Annotated in this window: 21 protein-coding genes; 9 read left to right on the top strand and 12 right to left on the bottom strand. The window is 61.1% G+C overall.

The features are described from left to right. The first annotated feature begins 192 nt into the window (after window positions 1-192). The 5 genes from BMZ24_RS00730 to BMZ24_RS00705 all read left to right on the top strand — a co-directional run bounded on the left by BMZ24_RS00730 (window position 193) and on the right by BMZ24_RS00705 (window position 7,209). Window positions 193-1,026, top strand: a complete 834-nt coding sequence (locus tag BMZ24_RS00730) for a sulfide/dihydroorotate dehydrogenase-like FAD/NAD-binding protein (protein WP_092188281.1) — start codon at window positions 193-195, stop codon at window positions 1,024-1,026. Further along, window positions 1,027-2,427: an NADPH-dependent glutamate synthase gene (gene gltA / locus BMZ24_RS00725; protein WP_092188279.1), complete on the top strand. Its 1,401-nt coding sequence runs from the start codon at window positions 1,027-1,029 to the stop codon at window positions 2,425-2,427. Between the two features lie 1,837 nt (window positions 2,428-4,264). Further along, complete coding sequence (locus BMZ24_RS00715; protein ID WP_092188275.1) at window positions 4,265-5,254, top strand: TRAP transporter substrate-binding protein; 990 nt, start codon at window positions 4,265-4,267, stop codon at window positions 5,252-5,254. 12 nt (window positions 5,255-5,266) lie between these two features. After that, the gene (locus tag BMZ24_RS00710) at window positions 5,267-5,815 is read left to right on the top strand and encodes a TRAP transporter small permease (RefSeq protein WP_092188273.1); all 549 of its coding nucleotides are present in this window, start codon (window positions 5,267-5,269) and stop codon (window positions 5,813-5,815) included. After that, complete coding sequence (locus BMZ24_RS00705; protein WP_092188271.1) at window positions 5,812-7,209, top strand: TRAP transporter large permease; 1,398 nt, start codon at window positions 5,812-5,814, stop codon at window positions 7,207-7,209. Before BMZ24_RS00710 ends, BMZ24_RS00705 begins: the two co-directional genes overlap by 4 nt. 82 nt (window positions 7,210-7,291) lie before the next feature. On the opposite strand, the gene BMZ24_RS00700 is transcribed toward BMZ24_RS00705, so the two are convergent. The 4 genes from BMZ24_RS00700 to BMZ24_RS00685 form a co-directional block, all read right to left on the bottom strand. Further along, complete coding sequence (locus BMZ24_RS00700) at window positions 7,292-7,768, bottom strand: Fur family transcriptional regulator (RefSeq protein ID WP_161948997.1); 477 nt, start codon at window positions 7,766-7,768, stop codon at window positions 7,292-7,294. Continuing rightward, window positions 7,765-8,574, bottom strand: a complete 810-nt coding sequence (locus BMZ24_RS00695; RefSeq protein WP_092188267.1) for a metal ABC transporter permease — start codon at window positions 8,572-8,574, stop codon at window positions 7,765-7,767. Before BMZ24_RS00695 ends, BMZ24_RS00700 begins: the two co-directional genes overlap by 4 nt. Continuing rightward, entirely contained in the window at window positions 8,571-9,455 is an 885-nt protein-coding gene (locus BMZ24_RS00690; protein WP_092188265.1) for a metal ABC transporter ATP-binding protein, read from the bottom strand. The genes BMZ24_RS00695 and BMZ24_RS00690 overlap by 4 nt, the downstream gene beginning before the upstream one ends. A 74-nt stretch (window positions 9,456-9,529) precedes the next feature. After that, complete coding sequence (locus tag BMZ24_RS00685) at window positions 9,530-10,528, bottom strand: metal ABC transporter solute-binding protein, Zn/Mn family (RefSeq protein ID WP_092188263.1); 999 nt, start codon at window positions 10,526-10,528, stop codon at window positions 9,530-9,532. A 153-nt stretch (window positions 10,529-10,681) separates the two neighbouring features. On the opposite strand from BMZ24_RS00685, the gene BMZ24_RS00680 reads away from it, so the two are divergent. Together BMZ24_RS00680 and BMZ24_RS00675 are read left to right on the top strand one after the other, a co-directional pair. Next, window positions 10,682-11,521, top strand: coding sequence for a nitroreductase family protein (locus tag BMZ24_RS00680; RefSeq protein ID WP_092188261.1), 840 nt, complete (start codon window positions 10,682-10,684; stop codon window positions 11,519-11,521). After that, on the top strand, window positions 11,518-13,317 hold the full coding sequence (locus BMZ24_RS00675) for a bifunctional homocysteine S-methyltransferase/methylenetetrahydrofolate reductase (protein ID WP_092188259.1): 1,800 nt from the start codon (window positions 11,518-11,520) through the stop codon (window positions 13,315-13,317). The genes BMZ24_RS00680 and BMZ24_RS00675 overlap by 4 nt, the downstream gene beginning before the upstream one ends. A 58-nt stretch (window positions 13,318-13,375) precedes the next feature. On the opposite strand, the gene BMZ24_RS00670 is transcribed toward BMZ24_RS00675, so the two are convergent. The 8 genes from BMZ24_RS00670 to BMZ24_RS00635 all read right to left on the bottom strand — a co-directional run bounded on the left by BMZ24_RS00670 (window position 13,376) and on the right by BMZ24_RS00635 (window position 22,199). After that, window positions 13,376-14,512 (bottom strand): DUF6515 family protein, encoded by a 1,137-nt coding sequence (locus BMZ24_RS00670; protein WP_092188257.1) that lies wholly within the window; start codon window positions 14,510-14,512, stop codon window positions 13,376-13,378. 174 nt (window positions 14,513-14,686) lie between these two features. After that, window positions 14,687-16,027, bottom strand: coding sequence for a sigma-54-dependent transcriptional regulator (locus BMZ24_RS00665; protein ID WP_092188255.1), 1,341 nt, complete (start codon window positions 16,025-16,027; stop codon window positions 14,687-14,689). Beyond that, on the bottom strand, window positions 16,024-17,331 hold the full coding sequence (locus BMZ24_RS00660; RefSeq protein WP_092188253.1) for a sensor histidine kinase: 1,308 nt from the start codon (window positions 17,329-17,331) through the stop codon (window positions 16,024-16,026). Before BMZ24_RS00660 ends, BMZ24_RS00665 begins: the two co-directional genes overlap by 4 nt. 46 nt (window positions 17,332-17,377) lie before the next feature. Further along, window positions 17,378-18,169, bottom strand: a complete 792-nt coding sequence (locus BMZ24_RS00655) for an ABC transporter ATP-binding protein (protein WP_092188251.1) — start codon at window positions 18,167-18,169, stop codon at window positions 17,378-17,380. Then, a complete protein-coding gene (locus BMZ24_RS00650; RefSeq protein WP_092188249.1) occupies window positions 18,166-19,050 on the bottom strand; it encodes an ABC transporter permease in 885 nt (294 codons plus the stop codon). The genes BMZ24_RS00655 and BMZ24_RS00650 overlap by 4 nt, the downstream gene beginning before the upstream one ends. Before the next feature lie 121 nt (window positions 19,051-19,171). Then, entirely contained in the window at window positions 19,172-21,136 is a 1,965-nt protein-coding gene (locus BMZ24_RS00645) for a CHASE2 domain-containing protein (RefSeq protein ID WP_092188247.1), read from the bottom strand. A 26-nt stretch (window positions 21,137-21,162) separates the two neighbouring features. After that, window positions 21,163-21,759, bottom strand: a complete 597-nt coding sequence (locus tag BMZ24_RS00640; RefSeq protein WP_092188245.1) for an OmpA family protein — start codon at window positions 21,757-21,759, stop codon at window positions 21,163-21,165. Further along, on the bottom strand, window positions 21,756-22,199 hold the full coding sequence (locus tag BMZ24_RS00635) for a FecR family protein (RefSeq protein ID WP_092188243.1): 444 nt from the start codon (window positions 22,197-22,199) through the stop codon (window positions 21,756-21,758). Before BMZ24_RS00635 ends, BMZ24_RS00640 begins: the two co-directional genes overlap by 4 nt. A gap of 466 nt (window positions 22,200-22,665) precedes the next feature. Between BMZ24_RS00635 and recQ the strand changes: the two genes are divergently transcribed. Next, window positions 22,666-24,912 carry a DNA helicase RecQ gene (recQ, locus tag BMZ24_RS00630; RefSeq protein WP_092188241.1) on the top strand — a complete coding sequence of 749 codons (2,247 nt, stop codon included), beginning with the start codon at window positions 22,666-22,668 and terminating at the stop codon, window positions 24,910-24,912. Continuing rightward, window positions 24,909-26,057, top strand: a complete 1,149-nt coding sequence (locus BMZ24_RS00625) for a hypothetical protein (protein ID WP_092188239.1) — start codon at window positions 24,909-24,911, stop codon at window positions 26,055-26,057. Before recQ ends, BMZ24_RS00625 begins: the two co-directional genes overlap by 4 nt. The last annotated feature ends 15 nt before the right edge of the window (window positions 26,058-26,072 follow it).

Here is a 26,072-nt window from a genome sequence, read left to right as displayed (position 1 = left end):
AGGTGAATCCTGGTTTCCCGCATGGTCAAATTGGACTTCTCATGAGGGGCGCAACCGGGTATGGTGCGGCATTGACGCATTTTCAGGCAAAGGCTTGCCTGCCGGAAGGATGATCCATCCGATGATCGAGGCGACCGCGACACATCCATTGTTCCGGTCCGCATTATCACGAATGTAACGGGAGACGATGGTATGTTCAAAATAGTCAAACGAGAGGAAATGGCCGGGGGCACGGTCATCCTGAATGAGATAGACGCGCCGCGCATTGCCGCCAAGGCTCGACCGGGCCAGTTTCTTATCTTGAAGGCCAACGAGGACGGCGAGCGCATCCCGCTGACCATGGCCGAGACCGATCCGGTCAAGGGCACCGTCACGGTCATCTACATGGTGGTCGGCAAGAGTACCGAGCTTTTTTCCCGGCTTCAGGTCGGGGATTCCTTCCAGAACGTCATCGGACCCCTGGGCCAGCCGACGCACATCGAGGGTGGCAAGAACGTCGTCTGCGTCGGCGGCGGGACAGGGGTGGCGGTGCTGCATCCCATTGCCCGCGGCATGAAGGACGCCGGCTGCAAGGTGACATCCATCATAGGGGCCCGCAACAAGGATCTGCTTATTCTGGAAGACAAGATGCGCCAAGCCTCCCATGACCTGCACGTCTGCACCGACGACGGCAGCCACGGACGCAAGGGCTTCGTGACCGAAGTGTTGCGGGAACTCCTGGAGCAGGGCGGGATCGACCAGGTGGTGGCCATCGGCCCTGTGCCGATGATGAAGTTCGTCTCGCTTCTGACCAAGGAATTCGGTGTCCCGACCCTGGTCAGCCTCAACCCGATCATGATCGATGGCACCGGCATGTGCGGCGGGTGCCGGGTTTCCGTCGGCGGAGAGACAAAATTCGGCTGTGTGGACGGCCCGGAGTTCGACGGCCACAAGGTGGATTTCGATGAATTGATCCTGCGTCTGCAGGCCTACACGGAACAGGAGAAGCTTAGTCGGCACCTGTGCAAATGCGAAGGAGAGCGCTAGATGGAGGGTACGAACAAGAAGTCACGTCTGGCCATGCCGGAGCAGGAACCCAAGGTCCGGGCCAGGAATTTTGAGGAAGTGCCCTTGGGCTACACTCCGGAGATGGCCATTGCCGAGGCGGGCCGCTGCCTGCAGTGCAAGAACCCGCTCTGTGTCCAGGGATGCCCGGTGGGCGTCGACATCCCCGGTTTCATAAAACACATCGCGGACGGGAAGTTCGATCTGGCCATCGGCAAGATCTGGGAGCGCAACAGCCTCCCGGCAGTCTGCGGCCGGGTCTGCCCGCAGGAGATCCAGTGCGAGGGCAACTGCATCCTGGGCCGCAAGGGCGAGGCCGTGGCCATCGGCAATCTGGAGCGTTTTGCCGCGGACTGGGAGCGTGCCCATCATGTCTGCGAACTGCCCTCCCGTGAAAAGGCCACGGGCAAGAAGGTGGCCGTGGTCGGCTCCGGTCCCTCGGGCCTGACCGTGGCCGGAGACCTGATCCTCAAGGGACACGAGGTCACCATTTTCGAGGCTTTTCACAAGCCCGGCGGCGTGCTGGTCTACGGCATCCCCGAGTTCCGGCTGCCCAAGGACATCGTCGCCTCGGAGGTGTCATGCCTTCAGGCTCAGGGTGTTAAAATCGAGTGTGACGTGGTCGTGGGGCGCACCGAGACGGTGGACGAACTCTTCGAGCTGGGCTTTGACGCCGTATATCTGGGAGTGGGCGCGGGCCTGCCCCGGTTCATGAACATTCCCGGCGAGAATCTGGTCGGGGTGCTTTCGGCCAACGAATACTTGACCCGGGCCAATCTGATGAAAGCCTACCTTTTCCCGAAAGTGGACACGCCCATCCCCCAGGGGCGGCATGTGGTGGTGCTGGGCGCCGGCAACGTGGCCATGGATAGTGCCCGCACGGCCATGCGCCTGGGCGCGGAGAAGGTCAGCATCGTCTATCGTCGCTCAAGGGCGGAGATGCCGGCCCGGAGCGCGGAGATTCACCACGCCGAGGAGGAGGGGCTCAATTTTGAGTTGCTGTCCAATCCGGTGCGCTATCTTGGAGACGAAAAGGGACGCCTGACGGGCATCGAATGCGTGCGCATGGAACTGGGCGAGCCGGATTCGTCGGGGCGCAGACGTCCGGTGACCGTGAAGGGTTCGGAGTTTGTCATCGAGTGTGACCTGGCCATCGTGGCCATCGGTTCCGGGGCAAATCCGCTGCTGACACGCTCGACCCCCGACCTGCCCCTCGGCAAATCCGGGTATATTCTTGCCAATCCGGAAACCGGCAAGACCGGCAAGAAGGCCGTCTGGGCCGGAGGAGACATCGTCACCGGGGCGGCCACCGTAATCCTGGCCATGGGCGCGGGACGTAAGGCCGCGGATTCGATCCACGAATACTTGACCTGGGGCTGGTAGAATCATCCTTTTCAGATAAGACACCCTTCACGACCTCGAAAAGCTGCTCCCGGCAGGCGCCACAACGGATGTTTCCGCCTTGTGTCCGTCTGCCGGGAGCAGCTTTGTTTCATCAGTTCGCCATCTCCCTTGGAATATCGCGTACGCCAGACTCGTAGCTTTGGATTGTTGCATGCAGGACGAAAAATTGGGGCTGCACACCCGGCAACGATTCAGCAAACGATGCCTGGCTCAGTCAGGCAGCCGACGCGCCTCAAGACCATGACGCCCCCTGACCTTGAGGTTTTGGTGGGCGATGTTTTTGTTTCGGTTGGTTGTGGGAAGAGCGTTTTGTGCTGGTTTGGGAAGGCTTGAGGAGATGTGTTCGGTACGCGGTCCGGGGTCGCCATGGCCTTGAGTCGCGCCGGAACTCCTTCGCTGGCCTCGTAGAGCTGAATCGTTGCATGCAGGACGAAAAATTGGGGCTGCACACCCGGCAACGATTCAGCAAACGATGCCTGGCTCAGTCAGACAGCCGACGCGCCTCAAGACCATGACGCCCCCGGACCTTGAGGTTTCGGTGGGATGTTTTTGATTGGTTGCTTGGCGGATTTTTTTTGAGCTGATTTGGGAAGGCTTGAGGAGATGTGTGCGGTAAGCGGTCCGGGGTCGCCATGGCCTTGAGTCGCGCCGGAACTCCTTCGCTGGCCTCGTAGAGCTGAATCGTTGCGTGCAGGACGGAAAATTGTGGCTGCACACCCGGCAACGATTCAGCAAACGATGCCTGGCTCAGTCAGACAGTCGACACGCCTCAAGACCATGATGCCCCCGGACCTTGAGGTTTTGGTGGGATGTTTTTGATTGGTTGCTTGGCGGATTTTTTTTGAGCTGATTTGGGAAGGCTTGAGGAGATGTGTGCGGTAAGCGGTCCGGGGTCGCCATGGCCTTGAGTCGCGCCGGAACTCCTTCGCTGGCCTCGTAGAGCTGAATCGTTGCGTACAGGACGGAAAATTGTGGCTGCACACCCGGCAACGATTCAGCAAACGATGCCTGGCTCAGTCAGACAGCCGACACGCCTCAAGACCATGACGCCCCCTGACCTTGAGGTTTTGGTAGGCGGTGTTTTTGTTTCGGTTGGTTGTGGGAAGACCGTTTTGTGCTGGTTTGGGAAGGCTTGAGGAGATGTGTGCGGTACGCGGTCCGGGGTCGCCATGGCCTTGAGGCTTTGGTGGGCGGTGTTTTTTGTTTCGGTTGGTCAGGGGGGGATTGTTTTGTGCTGGTTTGGCGAGGCATCAGGAGTTGTGTGCGGTACGCGGTTCCGGGTTGAGATGGTCTTCAGGTGTTGGGCGGCTTTTTTTTGCTGTGCCCGCTTGGTGGGTGAAGTGGGCGCCTTGAGCCATGGGTGGCACATGAAGCGCAGTGGGTCTGAATTATTTTCATTTTTACGCGGGGAATACAGTGTTCTGGTGATCAATATTCAGCTGAGAGGGAAAAATTTATTTTGAGAGTGGAATTTGTCTGAAAAATCGGACATATTTCAGGGGCAAGAAAGGTCATTTTTTTATGTACTGCTGAATTTTCTGCAAATATTACGTTCGTAAAATTTATATATAATGGTAATATTATGATTTTTTTTAAAACAATTTTTGCTTTTTGTTCTTGGTTAAATTGTAATCAAAATAATTGTACGTTTTGATAAATTTATCACGAACAAAACTGGTTGTGCGAACAGTTTGGAAAGCGGATTTTTTTTGTTCATTTATGAAAAAAAAGGGCAATTTATTCATAAATTCTTGCAGTAAAGCATCTCAAAGAGTACTTCCGTCCAAACTAATTTAACCGTTGGAGGGTATTTGGAATGTTGAAACTGAAGACCATTCTTGCGTTTGCGGTGGGTGCGGTTTTTCTTTGTGCTGCGTCCGCCATCGCTGCTCCCATCGTCATCAAATTCTCCCACGTTGTTGCCGAAGATACCCCCAAGGGAATCATGGCCAACAAATTCCGCGATCTTGTGGCTGAGCGCCTGGGCGACAAGGTCGTGGTCGAAGTCTACCCCAACTCCCAGCTCTTCGGTGACGGCAAGGAACTTGAAGCCCTTCTTCTGGGTGACGTGCACCTGCTGGCTCCGGCCCTGTCCAAATTTCAGAAATACACTCCCTTGCTGCAGATCTACGATCTGCCCTTCCTGTTCAAGGACATGGCCGCCATCGACAAGTTTCAGCAGGGCCCCCAGGGCCGGGCGCTGCTAACGTCCATGAAGGACAAGGGCATCATCGGACTTGAATACCTGCACAACGGTTTGAAGCAGATTTCCGCCAACGACCCCATTCATGGTCCTGGCGACGCCAAGAACAAGAAATTCAGAATCATGACCTCAGACGTTCTGGCCGCCCAGTTTGAAGCCGTCGGCGCCATGCCGCTTAAAAAGCCCTTCGCCGAAGTCTTCACCCTGCTTCAGACCCGGGCCATCGACGGTCAGGAAAATTCCTGGTCGAACATTTATTCCCAGAAGTTTTACGAAGTGCAGCCCTACATCACCGAGACCAATCACGGCATCCTGGACTATCTCGTCATCAGTTCCACGGAATTCTGGGATGGCCTGCCGGCCGATGTGCGCCCCGTGCTTGAAGAATGCCTGAAAGAATCCATCGTTGCCGGCAACGCCGCAGCCGCTCGGAAGGATCTGAACGACAAGCAAAGAATTATCGACTCCAAGCGCAGCGAGATCATTACGTTGACCGAAGAAGAACGCGCCGCCTGGGTCGAAGCCATGAAACCGGTCTGGAAGAAGTTCGAGGACGCAGTGGGCAAGGAAAACCTCGAAGCAGCCATCGCCGCCAACAACTAGTCCCGTCAGATCATGAATACACTTATCAACAAAGTGGAGGAGGGGATCATTTCCCTCCTCCTTGCTTCCATGACGCTGCTTGTTTTCATGGAAGTGCTCATGCGGTTCGGGTTCAACGTGGGCATCCACTGGGCCCAGGAATTGACCCTGCTGCTGTCGGGCTGGATGGTCATGTTCGGGGTTTCCTATGGCATCAAGGTCGGGTCGCACATCGGTGTCGACGCCTTGGTCAGGCTGTTTTCGGTAAATGTGCGCAGGGCCATCTCCATTGTGGCCATTCTGCTGTGCCTGCTCTATTGCGGGCTTTTTCTCGTGGGCAGTTGGACCTATCTTGGGAAGCTCAAAAGCATAGGAATCCACCTTGAGGACATTCCCGTCCCCAAATGGATCGCCAACAGCATCCTCTTTGGTGGCATGGTCATGCTCGCCATCCGTCTTTTGGATCTCCTCTGGGCGGTCATCCGAGGCAAACAGGAAGGGTTCAAGCTTCTGGATGAGGCCAAGGAGAGCATGTATCTGGCGCAAAAAGAGGGTACTTCCCTGGATGGAGACGACGAATGACAACTGCGGCACTGTTCACCCTGCTCTTCCTCTTTATTGCCACGGGGATGCCCATCGCCATTGCGCTGGGTCTTTCGAGCATCACGACCATCCTGTTCTTTTCCCACGATTCCCTGGCGTCCATAGCCTTGAAGCTTTTTGAATCGGTTTCCGAACACTATACCCTGCTGGCCATTCCGTTTTTCATTCTGTCCTCCCAGTTTTTATCCACGGGAGGCGTGGCCAAGCGTCTCATCAATTTCGCCCTCGACTGCATCGGGCACGTCAAGGGCGGCCTGGCCATGGCCTCGGTCCTGGCCTGTATGCTCTTTGCCGCCGTATCCGGGTCTTCACCGGCCACGGTGGCCGCCATCGGCAGCATCGTCATCGGCGGCATGGTCCGTTCGGGCTATCCCGAATCCTTTGCGGCCGGAGTCATCTGCAATGCCGGAACGCTCGGCATTCTCATTCCGCCGTCCATCGTCATGCTCGTATATGCGGCGGCGACCCAGGAGTCGGCGGCACGTCTGTTCATGGCCGGATTCATTCCCGGCATCTGCCTGGGGCTGCTGCTCATGATCGCTATCTACATCGTGGCCCGGATCAAGAATTATCCGGCTCTGGCCTGGCCCGGATTCAGGCAGGTTTTCAGGTCCGGTTTCACGGCCATGGGCGGATTGATGCTGGTCGTCATCGTGCTTGGATCCATCTACGGCGGCATCTGCAGCCCTACGGAAGCGGCGGCCATTTCGGCCGTGTACGCCTACTGGATCGCCGTCTTCGTCTATCGCGACATGGGGCCGCTCAAGGAAGTGCCCCTGCGCAAGGTGGACGAGCCCCTGTCCTCGGCCCTGTTTCGCGGGTTGTGGCAGACTTTCGTGGCCATTCCCAAATCCTGGGTCCATCCGGAAGTGCGCCACGTGGTCCTGGATGCGGCAAAGGTCAGCATCATGCTGCTCTTCATCATCGGCAACGCCATGCTCTTCGCCCATGTGCTGACCACGGAGCGGATTCCGCATCTCATCGCCGAGACCATTGTCGGCTGGGGTTTGCCCGCCTGGGGCTTCCTGATCGTCGTCAATATCCTGCTGCTTGTGGCGGGTAATTTCATGGAGCCTTCGGCCATCACCATGATCATGATTCCGATCCTCTTTCCCATCGCGGTCAAGCTCGGCATCGATCCCATTCATCTGGGCGTCATCTGTGTGGTCAACATGGAGATCGGGCTGATCACTCCGCCGGTCGGACTCAATCTCTTTGTCACGGCGGGCATCACCAAGCGCGATCTGACCTGGGTCGTGCGCGCGGCGCTGCCGTGGCTGATGATCCTGCTTTTCTTCCTCATCCTCGTCACCTACATTCCGCAGATATCCCTGTGGCTGCCCGAGTACATCGACAAGCTCAAAGGGTATTGACGGATTTGTCGGTAAAAAAGGTTTTGCAACCGGGCTTCGCGAGGAGCCCGGTTTTTTCATGCATTTTTTGTTGGGAGGGGATTCAGGCCGGCTTGTTCGCCGGTGTCGCTTTATCCCGCTTGCGCAATTTTTTCTGGCAGGCGGGGCAGATTCCTTCCAGGCGGATGTCGACGTGGCGGATGTCGAGAGAGAGATCGTCCAGGGCGTGGCGGTCCACCGGCATCTGCCGGACATCAAGGCACAGGTAGCAGTCGCAGTGGGTGCAGTGGAAGTGCGGGTGCTCGTCTTTGTGGGCGTCCCGCAGGCAGAAGCGCTGGGATTTTTCGCCGAGCCCAAGCCGATTCAGGACGTTGTGTTCCACCAGCAGGTCCAGGATGCGATACACCGTGACCCGGTTGATGTCGTTCTTGGCGCTGATTTTTTCCAGAATTTCCTGAGCGCTGGACGGGTGCGCTGTGTTGCCGACGGCCATAAGCACTTGCAGGCGGTGTTCGGTGCTCTCAAGACCGGCTTCCTTCAAGCGGTTTGCGGCCGCCTTTGCGGACATGCGCGCTTTCATGTCCGCCGCCAAAGTGTTTTGCATCCCCAGGCGACGACGTATCCGGCCGTGGCCACGGCGATGATGGACGCTCCGGAGGTCAGGTCCAGATGATAGGATACCGCCAGTCCGCAGAGGCAGAAGAACAGGCTGGCCAGGGTCGCGAGGACCATGGTTTTCCACAGGGAGTTGGTGAAGAGCTCGGCCAGCATGGGCGGGATGGTCAAAAGCGCGATGACCAGAATGAGGCCCGCGACCTGGATGACCATGACCACGGTCACGGCGGTCATGACCTGCATCAGGACGTAGAGCATGCGCACAGGCACGCCTGTGGAGCGGGCGAATTCCATGTCGAAGGACAGGGACAAAAAGTCCTTGTACCAGAAAAGGACCACGGCCAAAATGAAGACATCGAGCAGGAGCATGATCCAGATGTCGCTTGCGGGTACCGCCAGGAGGCTGCCAAAGAGATAGCTCATGAGGTCGACGTTGTAGCCCGGGGTCAGGTCCAGGAGGATGATTCCAAAGGCCATGCCCGCGGCCCACATGATGCCGATGATGCCGTCGCTGCGTTCGCTACGGCCAAAGGAGGCCAGGGCCATGATCAGGGCGGCCAGCACCGTGAATCCCACGGCGCAGGGCAGCACCGGAAGCCCCAGGAAAAAGGCCAGGCCCACTCCTCCATATGCCGTGTGCGCCACCCCTCCGGCCATGAAGACCTGCCGGTTGACGACCACCAGAGAGCCGATGATCCCGCAGGCAAGGCTTGCCAGCACTCCGGCCATAAGGGCGTTTTGCATGAATTCCATGCTCAGCACTGAATTCATATGGAACCCCTTGGCCCGGCCTGGCCGAAGATGGAGGACATCTCCTTGATGTAGGTGTCTAAGGGGCAGGATGCGTCGTGAGTGCCGTAGATGAGTTCGAGCATGGATGGCGTGAGTTTCCGGCTTTGGTTCTGGATAAGTGTGCGGTTGACCACGGCCACGCTTGAGATGCGCGTGGAGGCGGAGATGAGGTCGTGACTGACCATGACGATGGTGATGGAGGAACTGAGCGCCGAGAGCAGGTCGAAGAGGCAGACCTTGCCCTGGGGGTCGATGTTTGAGGTGGGCTCGTCAAAGAGCAGGAGTGCCGGGTCCGAGACCAGGGCCCGGGCCACAAGCACACGCTGCTTCTGGCCTCCGGAGAGGGCGTCGAAGCGGCGTGTGGCCAGTTCGGCCATGTCCACCATGCGCAGGGTCTCCATGGCTTTGGCCTTGTCCCTGGCGCGGTATCCGGGCCAGCGACCTGTGGAGAGCAGGCCGCCCTCGCGGCGCAGCCCGAGCAGGACCACCTCGTGGACCGTGACCGGAAAACTCGGCTGGATGAGCGCGTGCTGCGGCACATAGCCCACGGCGGGCCGCACGGAGAGCGGATCGGCGCCGAGCACCCGCACCGTTCCGGCCTTGGGCGCGAGCAGCCCGAGGATAAGCTTGACGAGGGTGGTCTTGCCTCCGCCGTTGGGCCCGATGACGGCCATGAAGTCGCCGCTTGAGACCTTCAGGTCGACGCTGGAGAGCACTTCCCGATCGTCGTAGGCGAAGCTCACGCCCTGAAGCTCGATGATCGGAGTTCCGGTGCCCGGCAGGGGCCTGAAGTGCGGCTCGGGGATGATCGGATGACCGTGTCCGGAGCAGGTGGAGCAGGAATGGTCGTGCGTGTTCATGCGCTTCCCGGTTGCTTTGTTGAAGAGTGCCGGGCCCTCAAGCGGCCCGGTGTCATGATTCTTTTTGAAGTCGTTTATTTGAGCGCGTCGGCAAAGGCTCGGGCCGCACTGCGCAGGTTTTCGGCCCAATCCTCAGCCAGGGGATCGAGTCGCACAACCGTGGCCCCGATCTGCTTGGCGATGACGGCGGCGCTTTTCTGCGAAAACTGCGGCTGCACAAAAATAACCTTGGCCCCTGATTCCTTGCCGGCTGCGATGATCCGCGCCAGATCCCTGGGACTTGGCTCCTTGCCGTCCACCTCGATGGATGCCTGGGTCAGCCCGTAGGCCCTGGCAAAATAGCCCCAGGACGGGTGGAAGACAAGGAAGGTGCGATTTTCCTGGGGCAGCGGCTCCAGAATGGACCGGATTTCCCGGTCGAGCTCATCCAACTCCTTGTCGAAGGCGGCGGCATTGGAGGCGTAGAAGGCCGCCCGCTCGGGATCCACAAGGCTGAGCCCGTCGCGGATGTGGGCTACCTGAACCTTGACCAGCGCGGGATCGAGCCAGATGTGCGGATCAAGCGTGCCCTGATCAGCGCCGTGCTCATTGTCGTGATGGTCGTCGTGCCGAGCGCCATGGGCATCATGCGCTTCCGCCTTGTGCCCCTCCCCGGCGTGTTCCCCTTCATGATGATGTTCGTCGCCGTCATGGTGCATTTCGCCGTCGTGATGTACTTCGCCATGGTCATGTTCCTCGCTCATGGGGATCTTGTCGATGCCTTTGGCCGTGTGCACGACGGTCATTCCCGGACTGGCGCCCATGATCCGCTCAAGCCAGGTCTGGTCGAAGCTGTCGCCGATGGTGAAGTAGATGCTCGCCCTGGCCAGTTCGGCCATCTGTCTGGGCCTTGGCTCGTACGCGTGGGGATTGGCTCCGGGTTCGACCATGATCGAAACGGGAACCTCGCCGCCGCTGACCTTGTCAACAAAGTATTTTTGCGGGGTTATGGTCACGAAGGCGGTTGGAGCGGCCTGGGCCGAGACTGCGAGCAAACTCAGCAACGCAGTGAACAGGCAAAGATTATTTCTCATTTTTCCTCCATGATTTTGGAAGGATGTTTATGCAACAGGATTGCACGAAGTCAAGGTGCATGCAACAAAGTTGCGTGTTCTTGCCGCACTTGTGCATCCACCGATCACGCCGTAGGAGGGGATTGTTCACAGATCACGACTTTTGGAGGAAGCATGCTTGATTTCATCATCGACGAAACCCTTTGCGTACAGTGCGGAGAATGCGCGGCCGACTGTCCGGTGTCCATCATAGACATGGATGGCGGCCTGCCGCACATCCCCGAGCACCGGGAGTCGTATTGCATTGGCTGCCAGCACTGCCTGGCCGTCTGTCCCACCGCTGCCCTTTCCATCCTGGGCAAGAATCCCGATCAGAGCGCACCCGTTCTGCCCCCGTCTCCGGATGCGCTGGAAAATCTGATCAAAAGCCGCCGCTCCGTGCGTCGCTTCCGCCCTGAATGCGTTGAAGAGCATGTCCTGGGCAGGCTCATGGACGTGGTCGCCCATGCGCCAACGGGCAAGAATCAGCGCAGGATTCGTTTCACCCTGGTTGACGACCCGCAGGTGATGGAATTGATCCGGGTAGGGACCATGGATGGAATCCGCAAGGCCGTGATCGACGACAGCCTGCCCGACGGCATGGAATTCTTCGCCAAGATGGTCGCCCCATACGATCAGGGCAAGGACATCATCTACCGTAAGGCGCCGCACATGATCATCGCTTCCGCTCCCAAGGATTCGGCCGCTCCGGACGCGGATCCGTTCATCGCCCTGTCCTATTTCGAACTGATGGCCCAGAGTCTGGGCCTTGGCACCGTCTGGTGCGGCTTTGCGCGCTGGGCCCTGCAGAGCGTGGTTCCGGAGCTTGGCCGGGCCCTTGGCATTCCGGCCGATCACCGGTCTATGTACGCCATGATGTTCGGCTACCCGGCGGTCAGCTACGCCCGTGCCGTGCAGCGCGATATCGTGGGCGTGCACAGGGTCGGCCCGGCCGATCTGGAGGGGGGACGGTGAAGCAGCACATTCTGACGGCTCTTGGCGAGCGGGTGGTGGTGGCCGACGGGGCCATGGGCTCGCTGCTGTTCGATCGCGGCGTGGACAGCTCGTCCTGCTACGATGTCCTGAATCTGACCGATCCGGCTTTGGTCCAATCCATCCACAAGGCCTATGCGGGCGCGGGTGCGGAGATTATCGAGACCAACACCTTTGGAGCCAACAGGGTCAAGCTCGGGCGCTTCGACCTGGCGCACAGGGCCCGTGAGATCAATCTGCGCGGCGCGGAATTGGCGCGTAGTCAGGCCGGACCGGGGCGCTGGGTGGCCGGAGCCATGGGCCCGCTGGGACGCATGGGCATTGATCCGATCAGCCAGGAGGAGCTGGAGGATATTTTCAGCGGGCAGGCCCTGGCGCTGATGGAGGGTGGCGTGGATTTCATCATGCTTGAAACCTTCGCCAGCCTGTCGCTGCTCCTGACCGCCCTGCGCGGGGTCAAGGCCTCGGTATCCGTGCCCGTGGTCGCACAGATGGTCTTTACCCAGCGCGGACGCACTCATTCCGGGCGCACGGCCCGTGAATGTTTCGACGCCCTGATCCGGGCCGGAGCCGACGTGGTGGGGCTCAACTGCGGCATTGGTCCCAAGAACGCCCTGGAGGTGGTGCAGGGGCTGGGCCCCGTGACGGTCCCGCTTTCGGTGCTGCCCAACGCGGGGTTTCCCGAGTCCTCGGGCGACCGTCTCATCTATGCGTCCTCTCCGGAGTATTTCGCCCGGCGCACGGCGGCCTGCGCGGCGCATGGGGCACGTCTGTTGGGCGGGTGCTGCGGCACCGCGCCGGAGCACATCGCGGCTCTGGTGCGTGCCCTCGACGCTGGTTCTCCTGAAGCGCGGATCGTTTCCGCATCGCCGGACGAGGTCAATACGCAGACGGCCGCACCGACGCGCCTGTCCCGCCGCCTTGTCGAAGGCAAGGTCATTCTGGTGGAGCTCGACCCGCCCAAGCATCTGGATGTCGAGCCGGTCCTGGCCGCGGCCGAGGCCTTGAGCGCCGCCGGGGTGGACGCCATCACCATCGCCGAGAATCCGCTGGCCGTGCCCCGCCTGTCCAATATCGTGCTGGCCGGCATGGTCCGGGCCAGGACCGGCGTAGAGGTCGTGGTGCACATGACGGGTCGCGACCGCAACCTGGTCGGCATGCAGTCGACCATCATGGGCCTGGCCGCGTCGAATCTGCACAACGTGCTGGCCGTGACCGGCGACCCGCCTTCGGCCGGAAGCGCGGAGCGGGTCTCGGGAGTCTACGACCTGCGGTCCCTGGAGCTCATGGCTCTTTTGGCCGGGTTCAACGAGGGGCGCAACCACTACGGGGATTCCATGCGTCTGCCCGTCAATTTCTGCATCGGCGGCGCCTTCAACCCGAACACACGCAACATGGCCCTGCAGGTCGGGCGCATGGAGAAAAAAATGGCGGCCGGGGCAAGCTATTTTCTGACCCAGCCCGTGTATTCCAAAGAGCGCGTGGACGAAATCCTGACCGCGACGGCGCACATTAAAGCGCCCATAGTGCTTGGCATCATGCCGTTGGCCAGCAGCCGCAACGCCGAGTTTCTGCACAACGAGTTCCCCGGCATCGAGATTCCGTCCGAAACCCGCGAGCGCATGGCCCGCGCCGGAGAGCATGGTCAAGAGGAGGGCGTGAACATCGCCTGGGAACTTCTGGAGTATGCCTGGCCTCATTTCGCCGGGGTGTACATCATCCCGCCCTTCAACCGCCACGCCATGGCCCTTGAGTTGATGCGACGGCTGGGGCGCTGAAATGAAAAAAACGGTCGGGACTATTTCCCGGCCGTTTTTTTTGCAATCAAGGACAGCGTCAGCCCCGGGCGTTGCCCTGGCTGACGTAGCGCTCCATGACCCACCCTCGCATGTCTTCCTCCCCGTCCATTTCCACGTAGAACCACCCGGGCGCGCTGCCGAGCACGCGCAATGTCGTGTAGCGTCCGACCTGGGCGATGACGGCCTCGCTGGTGTCCGGGCCGTAGCGGATGTTCAGGAGGTCGATGATGACTTCCACCCGGTCCGGCCGGTTTGCGCCGTGACCGCGTATCGGTTCCACGACCTGGTAGCCCGAGGGCACGCGGCGGTAATGGACGTCACCGAAGACATGGTAGGTGATGCCTGCCGAGATGACCATGCGGCTGCCCAGCGGAATGTTCAGCACGACCAGGCCGATCGGCGGGCGCACCAGGATGAAGCCGTTGTTCCAGGGGCGGTAGAACCGGCCGGAATAATAATGATATCTGTCCCGGCCGTGCAGGACTACCGCGTGGCGTGAGGGGATCGTGTGGACAACGTGCTTGACGGTCACGGCCCGGTGGTTGTTTCCGCCATGGCGAATCCGCGTGGAGTGCCTGTCGCTGCCGCCCCGGGACCGGTAATCGTAACGCGTGTCGACCTGCGGCCGTCTTACGTCGTGGCGGTCATCATGCCTGGTTGTCTCGCGGGAGATGACAAGGCTTTTCTGCACCGGGGGTTGCTGTCTCGGGGCGACGGTACGAGAGTGGCGGCGATCCTTGTCCCGGTGTTGATCGGAAGAATCATGCCTGGACCACTCCGGGCCCGTGTGAAGGCGCATCAAGTCGGCCGGAGGAGTCACCGTGCCGAGGCTCACGGATGCCTGTGACTTTGGCGTGTCCCTCAAGGCACGCTGCATTGCCGCAGAATCATTGGACCGGGCCTTGCCCATGTTGTCAGGGCTGCTTTTGCCGCGCGGCGAGCGCTGTTTTGGGCTTGCTCCCTGATCCTGTCTGTCGTGGCCGTTTCGCGTGGCCTTGAAGTCGGCGCGGTTACGGTTGTCCGTGCGGGAATTCTTTTTTCCCACTTTTTGTTCGGCAGAATTTTGAGAATCCAGGGGCAAGCCTTGCGCCCCCTGGACCGGCGCGGCGATAAAATGAAGACAGAGCAGGGCCGCAAGGAGCGGCAGGCGTGTGTTTTTGAATAAGGTGTTCATGGTTCCTCCCGGGGTTATGGAAGGATTCCGGGGCAAGGGGCGTGCCAAGCCGGGGAGGTGGCGCATTCCGGGAAAAATGTGGCCCCGGGGGGCGCCGGAAAAAGTGATGGGTGGATAAAATTTGTGCGCTTAAGGCCTGCTTGAGCACTCTTTTCACATCTGAAAAAAACGTTCCTATTCAATCCCGAGGCGTTTGAGCTTGTAGATGAGTCCGCGTCTGGTGATGCCGAGCAGCTGGGCCGCGTGGGTGCGGTTGCCCTTGGTCTGTTTCAGGGCGGTGGTGACGGCCTCGATTTCGTGCTGTTCAAGGGTCCTGGGCTGGGCCGGGGCTTCCTGCGGCTCGGCGTTGCGTGATGCCGGAGCTGCCTTGCCCGCGGCCTTGCGCACGGCGGGCGGAAGATGTTCGGGCAGGATGACGTCGGTCTGGCTCAGCAGGCGCACATGGGCCATGGCGTTGGCCAGTTCGCGCACGTTGCCCGGCCAGGGGTGGCTTACGAGGACCTGCATTGCCGCGCGCGAGAGTCGTCGTGCTTCGGTCTTGTCCTTGTTCAGGAAGGCGCGCGCCAGGGGCGGAATGTCTTCCGGGCGCTGCCTCAGGGGCGGGATGTCGATGGTGATGACGTTCAGGCGGTAATAGAGATCCTGGCGAAAGCGACCCTCGGCCACGTCGGTTTCAAGGTCATGGTTGGTGGCCGCGATGAGCCTGCAATCGATGAGGGTCTCCTTGTCCGAGCCCACGGGGGTGATGCGTCCCGTTTCCGTGGCCCGCAGCAGGGACGGCTGCAATTCCAGGGGCATGTCGCCGATTTCGTCGAGAAAGAGGGTCCCTTCGTGGGCCTCGCGGAAATACCCGTTGCGCTTGTTCACTGCCCCGGTGAAGGCGCCCCGTTCATGCCCGAACAGCTCGCTGGCCAGAAGGGCCGGGGCGATGGCCGCGCAGTTGACCGGAACCATCGGCTTGTCGCGACGGGCGCTGTGGCGGTGGATGAACTGCGCCACGACCTCCTTGCCGCTGCCGCTTTCGCCGGTCAGAAGGATCGTGGCGTCGCTTGGGGCCACGCGGTAGGCGTCGCGCAGCACGGATCTCATGGCCGGGCTTGCGGCCACGATGCCCTCCAAAGATCCGGCGGGGATCTCCGGGTCCGCGTCCGCGCTCACGCCCAGGGTGTCGCGCACGGCCGCCAGAAGTTCGTCCAGATCCACGGGTTTGGCCAGATAGTCCACGGCTCCGAGCTTGAGGGCGTCCACGGCCTCGCGCACGTCGGCGTAGGCAGTGACCAGAAGAAAGGGCAGTTCCGGTTTTTCTGTCCGCACCCGGCGGAGTAGATCGAGTCCGCTCTCTCCGGGCATGCGCACATCGCTGACGATCATGTCCAAGGGCTCATGGCTCAAGAGGTCCAGGGCGTCGGCCGCGTTTTCGGCCTCAAGCACTTCAAGGCCCGCGTCGCGCAGCACGCGGGCATAGAGTTCACGGTAACGGACCTCGTCGTCGACGACCAGAATGGATCTTTTCATGGAGCCTCTCTTGCGGGTTTGATGCCGGAAATGGTCATGGTCGTGCCCTGGCCCCGGGTGGAGGCGGCGCTGATTTTCCAACCATGAGCCTCGACCACGCGTTTGACAATGGCCAGTCCCAGTCCGTGCCCCGTGGGCGATCCGCTGACGTAGGGCTTGAAGATGTCCGGCAGCAGATCGGAGGGGATGCCGCGACCCTGATCCTCCACGGCGAGGAACAGTTTGCGCTCCTGTTTGCCGAGCACGATCCTGACCGTCGTGCCCGCCGGGGAGGCGTGCAGGCTGTTCAGCAGCAGATTGACCAGCACCTGGCGCAGCATGGCTTCGTCGGCGCTGATGGTCGTGGCCTTGACCTGGGTGAGCAGGTCCACGCCGCCCGCGTCGAAGTCGGGCCCAAGGATGTGGACGACTTCCCGGCAGAGTTTGTCGATGCGGACGGGTGCCATACTTGGCTTGCGCTGGCGGGCGAAGTTCATGAAATTTCCCAGGCGGGACGAGGCCTTGTCCACCTCGTCCATGATGTGCCCGAGCATGGTTCGGCTTTCGGCCGGAATGTCATGCCGGGCTTCGATCTGCTGCGCCATGCCCATGATGATGCCGAGCGGGTTCTTGGTCTCGTGGGCCAGTCCGGCGGCGGCCAGTCCGAGTTCTTCCAGATGGGCGCTGCGGATGCGCTCGGCGGCCAGTTCCCCGGCCAGAATGCGGCGGCGTATGCCCGTGATCCAGACGGCCGTGACGGCCAGGATGCAGACCAGGGCCGAGGCGAAGATGGGGCCCTGGCGCTGCCAGAACCAGGATGAGATGAAGTTTTCCGGGTTGTTTCGAAAACCCAGGTACATGACCGGGTTGCTGCGCGGCCACAGGCCAAGGCCAAGGTTGGTCGATTCAAGCGCTTCGGCCCAGTTGGCGGGGATGTGGGCAGGTTGCAGGGGAGACCACATGACATACATGTCGTCGGTGTCGATTTCGCCCCGGGTGCTGTTGGTCATCAGAAATTCCGGCATCGTCCCGGTCTGGACCAGACGGCCGTGGCGGCCCTGGACCACGACAAAGAGGGTGCGTGAACCGCGAATGACGCTTGAGAGCACTGTCTCGACCTGTTTCCAGTCCGTCAGTTCGCCGTTGCTCATGGATGCGATGACCGCGTTCAGTGTCGCGAAGCTGTCCTGGGCGCGCTGTCGCCGCCACTCCATGGAGCGTTCGGAATACCCCTGCCAGGACGAGAGGGCCCAGACGCTCAGCGCCATGATCAGCACAAGGGCCGTCAAGAGCGGGATGCGGTACAGGCGAGTGTCGTGTTTCATTTTTCCTCCTTGCCGGCTTTTGGCCTAGCAAAGAGTGTGCTGAAGATTAGCCCAGCAGCATCCGGTCCGAAACTTCCGCGTCCGCCTGGCTCTGGAACTTGTCCAGCAGGACCTCGACGGTAAGCTCCTCTTTCTCCTGTCCGCGCACGTCGAAGATGATGCGACCCCGGTGCATCATGATCAGCCGGTTGCCCAGGGTCAGGGCCTGATGCATGTTGTGGGTGACCATGAGCGTGGTCAGGCCGTGTTCGGTGACGATGCTTCGGGTCAGCTCCAGGATCTGCCCGGCTGTCTTGGGATCAAGGGCCGCGGTGTGCTCGTCCAGGAGCAGCAGTTCCGGCCGGACCAGGGTGGCCATGACCATGGTCAAAGCCTGACGCTGTCCGCCGGAGAGCAGGCCTGCCCGGTCCTGGAGGCGGTCTTCAAGTCCCAGTCCCAGTACGCGCAGGTGCTGGCGAAAGGCTTCCCTGTCGGCCGTCTTGACGCCCCGGGACAGGCCGCGCCGCTGACCCCTTTTTTGGGCCAGGGCCATGTTCTGGGCAATGGAACCGCTGGCGCAGGTGCCCATGAGCGGGTCCTGAAAGACGCGCCCGATGAAGCGGGCGCGCTTGTGTTCGGGCCAGCGGGTCACGTCCGTTCCGGCCATGGAGATGCTCCCGGAATCGAGGGCATGGGTCCCGGCCAGGCAGGACAGGAAGGTCGATTTGCCCGCGCCGTTGGAGCCGATGATGGTGATGAAGTCACCCTGCTCGATATCGATGGACAGGTCCCGGAGACTGTGCACTTCGTTCACGCTGCCCCGATGAAAATACTTGTTGATGGCCTGGACGCGTATCATCGGGTGAACCTCCGCTTGAGCATCGGTGAGGTCAGGGCCGCGATGACCAGAAAGGCGGTGATCAGGTTCAGGTCGCTGGGGGTGAAGGAGAAGCTGCCGAGTCTGGACCCCAGCGCCAGGGCGATGGCGGTGCGGTAGAGGATAGAGCCGACGATGACGGCGATGCAGGCCCGGGCGATGGTCGCCTTGCCGAAGACCGTTTCGCCGAGGATGACCGAGGCCAGCCCCGCGACGATGGTGCCCACGCCCATGTTCACGTCCGCCGCGCCCTGGTTTTGGGCTATGAGCGCGCCGCTGAACGCGACCAGGGCGTTGGAGAGGCCCACGCCGAAAATGATGACGTTGTCCGTGTTCACGCCCAGGGAGGTGATCATCTGCCGGTTGTCGCCGGTGGCCAGCATGGCCTGCCCGTACTCGGTGTGCAGGAACCAGATCAGCCCGGACGTGATGAGGACCGCGACAACAAAAAAGAACACGGGGGTGAGCTGATAGAGCGGCAGCCCCAGGTTTTCGAGGTCCGTCAGCACCGAGGGCGTACCCAGGAGCGCCACGTTGGGGCCGCCCATGATCCTGATATTGATGGAATACAGCGAGATCATGGTCAGGATGGACGCCAGAAGATGCAGGATTTTGAGCTTGGTGTTCAGGATCGCGGTCACCGCTCCGGCCAGAAAGCCGGCCGCCGAGGCCAGTGCAAGGGCCAGGTACGGGCTGTATCCGGCGGTGATGGTCACGGCGCTGACCGAAGCCCCCAGAGGCAGGCTGCCGTCAACGGTCAGGTCCGGAAAGTCGAGTATCCGAAAGGTCAGATACACCCCGAGGGCCATGATGCCGTATAAAAAACCCTGTTCCAGGGCTCCGAGAAAGGCGTAGAGGGTCATGATTCGTGTTGGTGCTGGATGTGGATGGAAAAGCGTGCGTGCGCCCGCAGAGCGGGACATACATGGGGGCGGGTGGAAGGACAAGCCCGTGGGGGAGCCATGCTTTTGGCCTGGAGAGGGGCTAGTCGTAACGGTTGCTGATCGCCAGGAATTCGAGCTGTGTTTCTTCGAACGCATCGACCACGTCCGGATCGAAATGGGCGCCGCGTCCTGCAAGGATGATTTGAAGCGCCTCTTCATGCGGCATGGCGTCCTTGTAGACGCGCTTTGTGACCAGCGCGTCATAGACATCGGCCAGCGCCATGAGCCGGCCCCCAAGGGGGATGGCCTCCGCTTTGAGTCCTTGCGGATAGCCGGAGCCGTCCCATTTTTCATGGTGGGAGAGGGCGATTTCGCGCGCCAGGCCCAGGAAGGAACGGTCGCTGCTGTCCGTGCTCTGACGTTCTGCTTCGGCCAGGGTTTCGGCTCCGAGGAGAGTGTGCAGTTGCATCGCCTTGAATTCTTCACGGGTCAGCGAGCCTGGCTTGAGCAGGATGCTGTCTGCTATGCCGACCTTGCCGATGTCATGCAGGGGCGCGGATTTGTAGAGCAGTTCGATGGTATCCCGGTCGAGATATTTTTTGAATTTTGGTTTTCGGGCCAGGACGCGGGCCAGGACGAGGACATACTCGCGGGTGCGCCGAATGTGCCCGCCGGTTTCGGGGTCGCGGGTTTCGGCCAGCGCGGTGAGGCTCATGATGGTGGCGTCCTGGGCGTGCAGCAGCTGCTGGCTGCGAATGCGCAGTTCTCGCTCTTCCATGCCGTATTTGATAAGGCTTAAAAGAGCCATGTTGCCCAGTAGGATTATTTCCGTGGACAAAGGCGAAATCCAGTAGCCTGGGCCGTTCAGGAGCCAGAGGCTGGCGCTCCACACCCCTGTCGCCCCCACGAGCAGGCCGGCCGCACAAGTCAAGGGACCGGCGGACATCATCAGCAGACTCGACAGGAGGCCTACAGCCGCGATGGCACATGCTTCCGCCCCGATGGCCCAGGCCGGACGGATGAGGGTGTCTTTCTGGAGCAGGTTGTCGAGCAGGGTGGCATGGACTTCGATGCCCGGAAAGACGCGGTCCACGGGAGTGGCGTGATTGTCCCCAAGCCCCGAGGCTGTGGGTCCGACAATGGCCACGCGTCCCTGCAAATCCGGCAGGGGGCCGCCGAGGATGTCGGTCGCGGAGTACGTGGTGAAGGTTCCGCTTGGGCCTCGATATCTGAGCAGCACGTTGCCCTGTGCGTCGATGTGCGTGCGCTTGCGGCCTAACTGGACGAAGTTTCCGTCTGCATCTTGCCCCAGGCCAACGGCGGTTTCGCCCCGGGTCATGACCGTGGCCAGGATCAGGCTTGGCAGCAGTTTGTCTGCGTGCAGCGCAATGAGCGGGGTCCGCCGGATGACTCCGTCGGAGTCGGGCAGGGCGTTGATGAAGCCTGAATTTGTCGCGGCCGCGTTCAGGATCGTCAGGGGGCAGACGGCGGTCTCGGCCGTGTGCAGCGATAATCCGGCAGGTATGGATTGTCCGGAGAGAATCGGATGAACTTCGCAGAAGGGGGCTTTGTCGTGATTGGGGGTAAAGAGCAGCTTGTGACCCAGAACGGTCGGCATTTTCGCCAGAGCTTCCGCCAGCAGACGGTCATGGTCCAGCCTGTTCTGAGGCAAACCTTCAAGATCAATCGAGAATCCTGTTGTTTGGCGCAACTCTTCCTGCACCAGCAGCGGCGAGGTCCTGTCGCGGGCCGAAAGGATCAGGTCCAGGGTCACGATGTCTGCGCCGGCTTCGTGCAGGCGGGTGATCAGGCTTGCAAGCACATGTCGCGGCCAAGGCCATTGACCCAGAGCGGTCAGGGATTTGTCGTCGATGGCAATGAGCACCGGCACAGGACTCGGAGGCCGCTGACTGGTTTGGGACAGCAGTACGTCATAGACCTTGCGCTCGAAATGGGTGAGCAACTCCGGGCGCACGACATGCAGGATCACGACGCAGAGCGTGATGACGCACCCGGTGCCCAGCAGGCGAAGGATGTCCCTGCGGCGGTATCTTTGTCGTTTCATTTATTGACGCCTGGGCGTGCGGGTGGTCAGCGTACCAGTACCTCCACGCGACGGTTCCTGGGTTCGGGAGTATCGTCGGCGGTGGGGATGAGGAGATTGCCCTCACCGTGGGAAAACACTTTCATGATGGACGGATCGATTCCCTGCCCGGCCAGGATACCTCGCGCACTTTCAGCACGTTCCAGAGACAGGCGGGCGTTGTCCTCACGCTGTCCGACCGTGTCCGAGTGGCCGTTGATGCGCACATCGCGGGAATTGCGTCGGTTGATGGCTTCAATGATCATGGATGGAACGGGCTTCGATTCGGCGGTCAGTTCCGCTCTGCCGTATTCAAAATAGAGCAGGAAGGCTTCAGGCGGATTGGGCATCGCCTGGAGAATCTGGCCGTACTCCTGCTCGATCTTTTTCTGGTCGAGGGTTTGCAGTGCGCCAGGTGAGGCCGAGGCGTCGCTGACTCTTGTGCTGTGTCCGGCAGCGGAAAGCTGTTGCGTTCCGGTCGGAGTGCTGACCGTTACCTGTCCGACCGAGCCGTCCGGGTCTTCGAGCAGGACTACGGTCGTGCCCTTGGTTGCGCAACCGGCAAAGGCCAGACAAAGGATGAGCAGGAGAGTCCGCGCGATCATTGTTCCACCACCTTGACCAGAAAACGTGTGCCATGAACGGCGATGACCGCATCCGGCGTTTCGATATGAACTTTCTCGGGAGCAAGGCGGGCGATGACTCCGGACATGTAGGCGAAGGATCCTTTGAGCAGACGTATGGCGATGGACAATTTCTCTTCCTGGGGAGCAAAGGCGAAGTCGCTCAGTTCGAGACGGCTGTTTGGACCCAGAGAAAGAATCGTGTCATCTTCAAGCATGATCCCGAGAGTGCTTTGATCCGAGGTAATGACAATGTCTTCTACGTAAAGAATGTCTCCAGTCCTGGCTGGGATGGTATTGCCCGCCCGCACAATTTGTCCGCTTCCCTCGGCGGCCTTGATGAAGCCTGCCACGCCAGGTTCCGCGTAAACCGTGCCTGTGTGCACAACAATGCTCAGGATGAGGAGCATGAAAAGATGCATGGAGTTCTCCGAGGGTTTGGGTTGGACAATAATTTTTCCACAATACGTCACTCTTTGATTTTATTCAAGTAATGTGTGCGAGACTATGCGTATCCCTGTTTTTTTGGGTTGTGATGAAGACCGCTGATGGACCGTGGTCACGATGACTCATTTGCCGACAATAGTTTAATTTTTGATCGTTGGCATGAAATGTTGAATTTTTTGGATTCCAGGCCAAGGGGATGGAATCCTTGCAATGATCCCTCGCCGGGTCTAAAAGCCTTGATCATCCAGCGCCTTGCCCAAGGATCATCCGCAAGATTGTTCCTTGGGGTCCACAGAAGGGGCGCGTGGGCATATATGGTGGGGTGCGGCGACCATAAAGCGGGGTCAACGCGGATGTCCTGCCGTTTTGACCTGCGTACTTTGACAGAAGCTCAACGCTTTGAGTAGGGCAGAGCCCAAATCACATTTGACCGAGGTCTTCATGCCCAAGCCCATTGATGTTCTGCGTACGGTTTTCGGTTACGACGGGTTCGTCGGACCGCAGGAATCCATAATCGAAACCCTGCTGGCCGGGCGCGATGCCGTCGTGCTCATGCCCACCGGCGGGGGAAAATCCCTGTGTTATCAGATTCCCGCCCTGATCCGGCCCGGCACCGCCGTTGTCGTCTCTCCGCTCATCGCGCTCATGCGCGATCAGGTGCAGAGTCTGACTCAAAATGGCGTGCGCGCGGCTTATCTGAACTCCTCGCTTTCGGCGGCCGAGGCCCGGGGGGTCGAGGCCGAGCTGCTGGCCGGGCGGCTGGATCTGATCTATGTCGCCCCGGAACGCCTGTTCCTGGCCGGTTTTCTGGAGCAGCTCGGGCGTATCCCGCTGGCGCTCTTCGCCATCGACGAAGCGCATTGCGTGTCCCAGTGGGGCCACGATTTCAGGCCCGAATACACCCGCCTCGGAATGATCGCCGAGCGTTTCCCCGAGGTCCCGCGTCTGGCCCTGACCGCCACGGCCGACGACTTGACCCGGGCGGACATCATCCGCCAGCTTGGCCTGGAGTCGGCGCGGGTCTTTGCCTCGGGTTTTGATCGGCCGGGTATCCGTTATCTTGTCGCGCTCAAGGACCACCCCGAGCAGCAGCTTGCCGATTTTCTGCGCGCGCAGCCTGCCGGAGATGCGGGCATCGTCTACCGCATGTCCCGCAAGAAGGTCGAGGCCACGGCCGCGAGCCTTGGCAAACAGGGGTTTACGGCCCTGCCTTACCACGCGGGGCTGGATCCGGCCACGCGTGAGCGCAACCAGGAGCGTTTCATGCGCGAGGACGGGGTGATCATGGTCGCCACCGTCGCTTTCGGCATGGGTGTGGACAAGCCGAACGTGCGTTTCGTGGTTCATCTCGATCCTCCCACGAGTCTTGAGGCCTATCATCAGGAAACGGGCCGCGCGGGCCGGGACGGCCTGCCTGCCGTGGCCCTCATGACCTACGGCCTGGGCGACATCGCCATGCTGCGCCGGCTGGTGGCCATGGACGCGGGATCGACCCGCCTTCCCGCCGACACGCAGGAAGGAAGGGGGGAAAGCCGGGTGCGGCACGAGCGCCTCAAACAGCAGAAGCTGACCTCTCTGCTCGGATTCTGCGAGACCACCAACTGTCGGCGGCAGGTGCTGTTGCGCTATTTCGGCCAGGAGCTGCCCGAGCCTTGCGGAAACTGCGACATCTGCCTTGACCCCGTCGAGTCCTGGGATGGAACAGTGGCGGCCCAGAAGGCCCTGTCGACCATCTTCCGGGTCCAGGAAGGCTTTGGCGCGGGGCATCTGGCCGACGTGCTGGTCGGCAAGCAGACCAAGGCCGTCGAACGCTGGGGTCACGAGGCGGTCTCGACATTCGGCATCGGCACGGAACTGTCCCGGCCGGAGTGGCTCAGCGTCTACCGCCAACTGGTGGCGGCCGGGCTGGCCGACGTGGACATGGAAGGGTATGGGGCCCTGAAGCTCAATGCCCAAAGCTGGGAAGTCATGAGGGGCGGACGAACCGTGGCCCTGCGCCGCGATCCGGTTCAGGTCAGGGGAGCGCAAAAGCCCCTAGCGCCCAAGATGGCGGAGGTGTCCTCGCCCGAGGCCCGGGAACTGTGGGAAAGCCTGCGCGCGTTGCGGCTGGAAATTTCCCGCGAACAGGGCGTGCCGCCCTACGCGGTTTTTTCGGACCGGACTCTTTTGGAGATGGTTCGCTACAGGCCGCGGGCTGTTGCGGACCTGCATGGCATCAGTGGAGTGGGGCGGATGAAGCTTGGGGCCTATGGGGAGCGCTTTGTCGAGATCTTGCAACAACACGAGTCCGAACACGGCCGCCCCGAGGACGTGCCCGACGTTCCCGCGCCGCGCGTCCAGAAGACCAAATCTGGAGCGCAGGTGCTGTCCGGCACGGAACAGACCAGCTTGGATCTGTTCCGGGAAGAGGGGGGCGTCGAGGCGGTGGCCGGAGCCAGGGGGCTGAAGCCCGCCACGATCTATGGCCATCTGGTCAAGGCCATCGCCCTGGGACATGTCTCGGCGGCGGAGGTCACGGGCCTGACCCGTGGGCAGCTCTCGCGCATAGAGGACATGATTGGGTCCATGCGGGCGCGCGGCGTGGCCTCTCTTGGCGCGGTGATCGATGCGCTCGATGGGGAATTCAGCTACGAGATCCTGCGTTGCGTCCAGGCCGGGATGCTGAGGGAACAAGCGGAGCAGGCATGAAAATCTATCTTGTCGGCGGGGCGGTGCGCGATCAGGTGCGGGGTCAGGGCCCCGTGGATTTCGATTTCGTGGCCATCGGCGGAGATGAACGCGAACTGCGCAGGCGGGTGCCGGGCCTGACCAGGGTCGGGCAGGGCATCCCGGTTTTCGTGCGTGGGAGCAGCCAGTACACGATCTCGGAGTTTTCGAGCATCGAGGACGACCTGTGTTCCCGCGACCTGACCATAAATGCCCTGGCCAGGGATGATTCCGGCCAGATTGTGGCCCATCCCCTGGCGCTTGCAGACCTGCGCGATAAGATTCTGCGCCCCGTGGCCCCGGCCAATTTTCTGGCCGATCCCTTGCGGGTCATTCGCGCGGCCCGTTTTGCCGCTGCGTTTCCCGATTTCACGGTGCACGAGCGATTGCTGGAGGCCATGCGCGGTGTCGCCCCGGATGCGCTTGGCCGCGTGGCGGCGGAAAGGGTCGGACAGGAGGTTCTCAAAGCCTGCGCCGCACCCGCGCCGGGAAATTTCCTGCGCGTGCTGCAGGCCGGGGACAGGCTTGCGCCGTGGCTGGCCGAATTCACGGACGCGCACTCCATACCGGCCGGTCCTCCGGAGTTTCACGATGCGAGCGTGCTGGAACATACCGCCAGGGTCATGGACAGGTGCGCCGGAGACGGCCTTGGGGTCTGGATGGCGCTGTGCCACGATCTGGGCAAGACCGTGACGCCAGCCGAGCTTCTGCCCCGGCACCACGGGCACGAGGCGGTCGGTCCGGACATGGCGCAAAGCCTGGCCCTGCGCTTGCGCCTTCCGAACCGTCACGGCGCGGCCGGACGGTTGGCAGCGCGCTGGCACATGGCCGCCGGACGCTACGCTGACCTCAAGCCGTCAACCCGGGTGCGCCTGCTGCTGGAACTCGACAAGGCCGGGATCATGAAGAATTTTTTCCGGCTGGTGGCGGCGGATCGTGGCGGCGAGCAGCTGGAACTGGCGCGGCGTGAACTGGCTGTGATCAAGTCCGTTCGTCTGCCGGAAAAACATCGCGACCTGGGTCCAAGGAGCGCGGACATTCTTTTGATGCTGCGTTGCGAGGCGCTCAGCGAAAATTTCAGGGCCGAAGGGGCGAGCGAAGATGGAAGTGCTGGCATGCGGGGGTGAATCCCGGAGGAGGTT

Source organism: Desulfomicrobium norvegicum (assembly GCF_900114595.1).
GTDB classification, from domain to species: domain Bacteria; phylum Desulfobacterota; class Desulfovibrionia; order Desulfovibrionales; family Desulfomicrobiaceae; genus Desulfomicrobium; species Desulfomicrobium macestii.
Note: the sequence above shows the minus strand (reverse complement) of the source record. Positions and strands in the feature narration are given on the sequence as shown.

What these genes read in the sequence shown, in the direction of transcription:
- BMZ24_RS00625 (WP_092188239.1), top strand. Translation starts at nt 24,909, where the DNA reads ATGAAAATCTATCTTGTCGGCGGGGCGGTGCGCGATCAGGTGCGGGGT.
- BMZ24_RS00640 (WP_092188245.1), bottom strand. Translation starts at nt 21,759, where the DNA reads ATGATCGCGCGGACTCTCCTGCTCATCCTTTGTCTGGCCTTTGCCGGT.
- BMZ24_RS00700 (WP_161948997.1), bottom strand. Translation starts at nt 7,768, where the DNA reads ATGAAAGCGCGCATGTCCGCAAAGGCGGCCGCAAACCGCTTGAAGGAA.
- BMZ24_RS00655 (WP_092188251.1), bottom strand. Translation starts at nt 18,169, where the DNA reads ATGATACGCGTCCAGGCCATCAACAAGTATTTTCATCGGGGCAGCGTG.
- BMZ24_RS00685 (WP_092188263.1), bottom strand. Translation starts at nt 10,528, where the DNA reads ATGAGAAATAATCTTTGCCTGTTCACTGCGTTGCTGAGTTTGCTCGCA.
- BMZ24_RS00670 (WP_092188257.1), bottom strand. Translation starts at nt 14,512, where the DNA reads ATGAACACCTTATTCAAAAACACACGCCTGCCGCTCCTTGCGGCCCTG.
- BMZ24_RS00710 (WP_092188273.1), top strand. Translation starts at nt 5,267, where the DNA reads ATGAATACACTTATCAACAAAGTGGAGGAGGGGATCATTTCCCTCCTC.
- BMZ24_RS00645 (WP_092188247.1), bottom strand. Translation starts at nt 21,136, where the DNA reads ATGAAACGACAAAGATACCGCCGCAGGGACATCCTTCGCCTGCTGGGC.
- BMZ24_RS00695 (WP_092188267.1), bottom strand. Translation starts at nt 8,574, where the DNA reads ATGAATTCAGTGCTGAGCATGGAATTCATGCAAAACGCCCTTATGGCC.
- BMZ24_RS00690 (WP_092188265.1), bottom strand. Translation starts at nt 9,455, where the DNA reads ATGAACACGCACGACCATTCCTGCTCCACCTGCTCCGGACACGGTCAT.
- BMZ24_RS00715 (WP_092188275.1), top strand. Translation starts at nt 4,265, where the DNA reads ATGTTGAAACTGAAGACCATTCTTGCGTTTGCGGTGGGTGCGGTTTTT.
- gltA (WP_092188279.1), top strand. Translation starts at nt 1,027, where the DNA reads ATGGAGGGTACGAACAAGAAGTCACGTCTGGCCATGCCGGAGCAGGAA.
- BMZ24_RS00660 (WP_092188253.1), bottom strand. Translation starts at nt 17,331, where the DNA reads ATGAAACACGACACTCGCCTGTACCGCATCCCGCTCTTGACGGCCCTT.
- BMZ24_RS00705 (WP_092188271.1), top strand. Translation starts at nt 5,812, where the DNA reads ATGACAACTGCGGCACTGTTCACCCTGCTCTTCCTCTTTATTGCCACG.
- recQ (WP_092188241.1), top strand. Translation starts at nt 22,666, where the DNA reads ATGCCCAAGCCCATTGATGTTCTGCGTACGGTTTTCGGTTACGACGGG.
- BMZ24_RS00635 (WP_092188243.1), bottom strand. Translation starts at nt 22,199, where the DNA reads ATGCATCTTTTCATGCTCCTCATCCTGAGCATTGTTGTGCACACAGGC.
- BMZ24_RS00680 (WP_092188261.1), top strand. Translation starts at nt 10,682, where the DNA reads ATGCTTGATTTCATCATCGACGAAACCCTTTGCGTACAGTGCGGAGAA.
- BMZ24_RS00730 (WP_092188281.1), top strand. Translation starts at nt 193, where the DNA reads ATGTTCAAAATAGTCAAACGAGAGGAAATGGCCGGGGGCACGGTCATC.
- BMZ24_RS00665 (WP_092188255.1), bottom strand. Translation starts at nt 16,027, where the DNA reads ATGAAAAGATCCATTCTGGTCGTCGACGACGAGGTCCGTTACCGTGAA.
- BMZ24_RS00650 (WP_092188249.1), bottom strand. Translation starts at nt 19,050, where the DNA reads ATGACCCTCTACGCCTTTCTCGGAGCCCTGGAACAGGGTTTTTTATAC.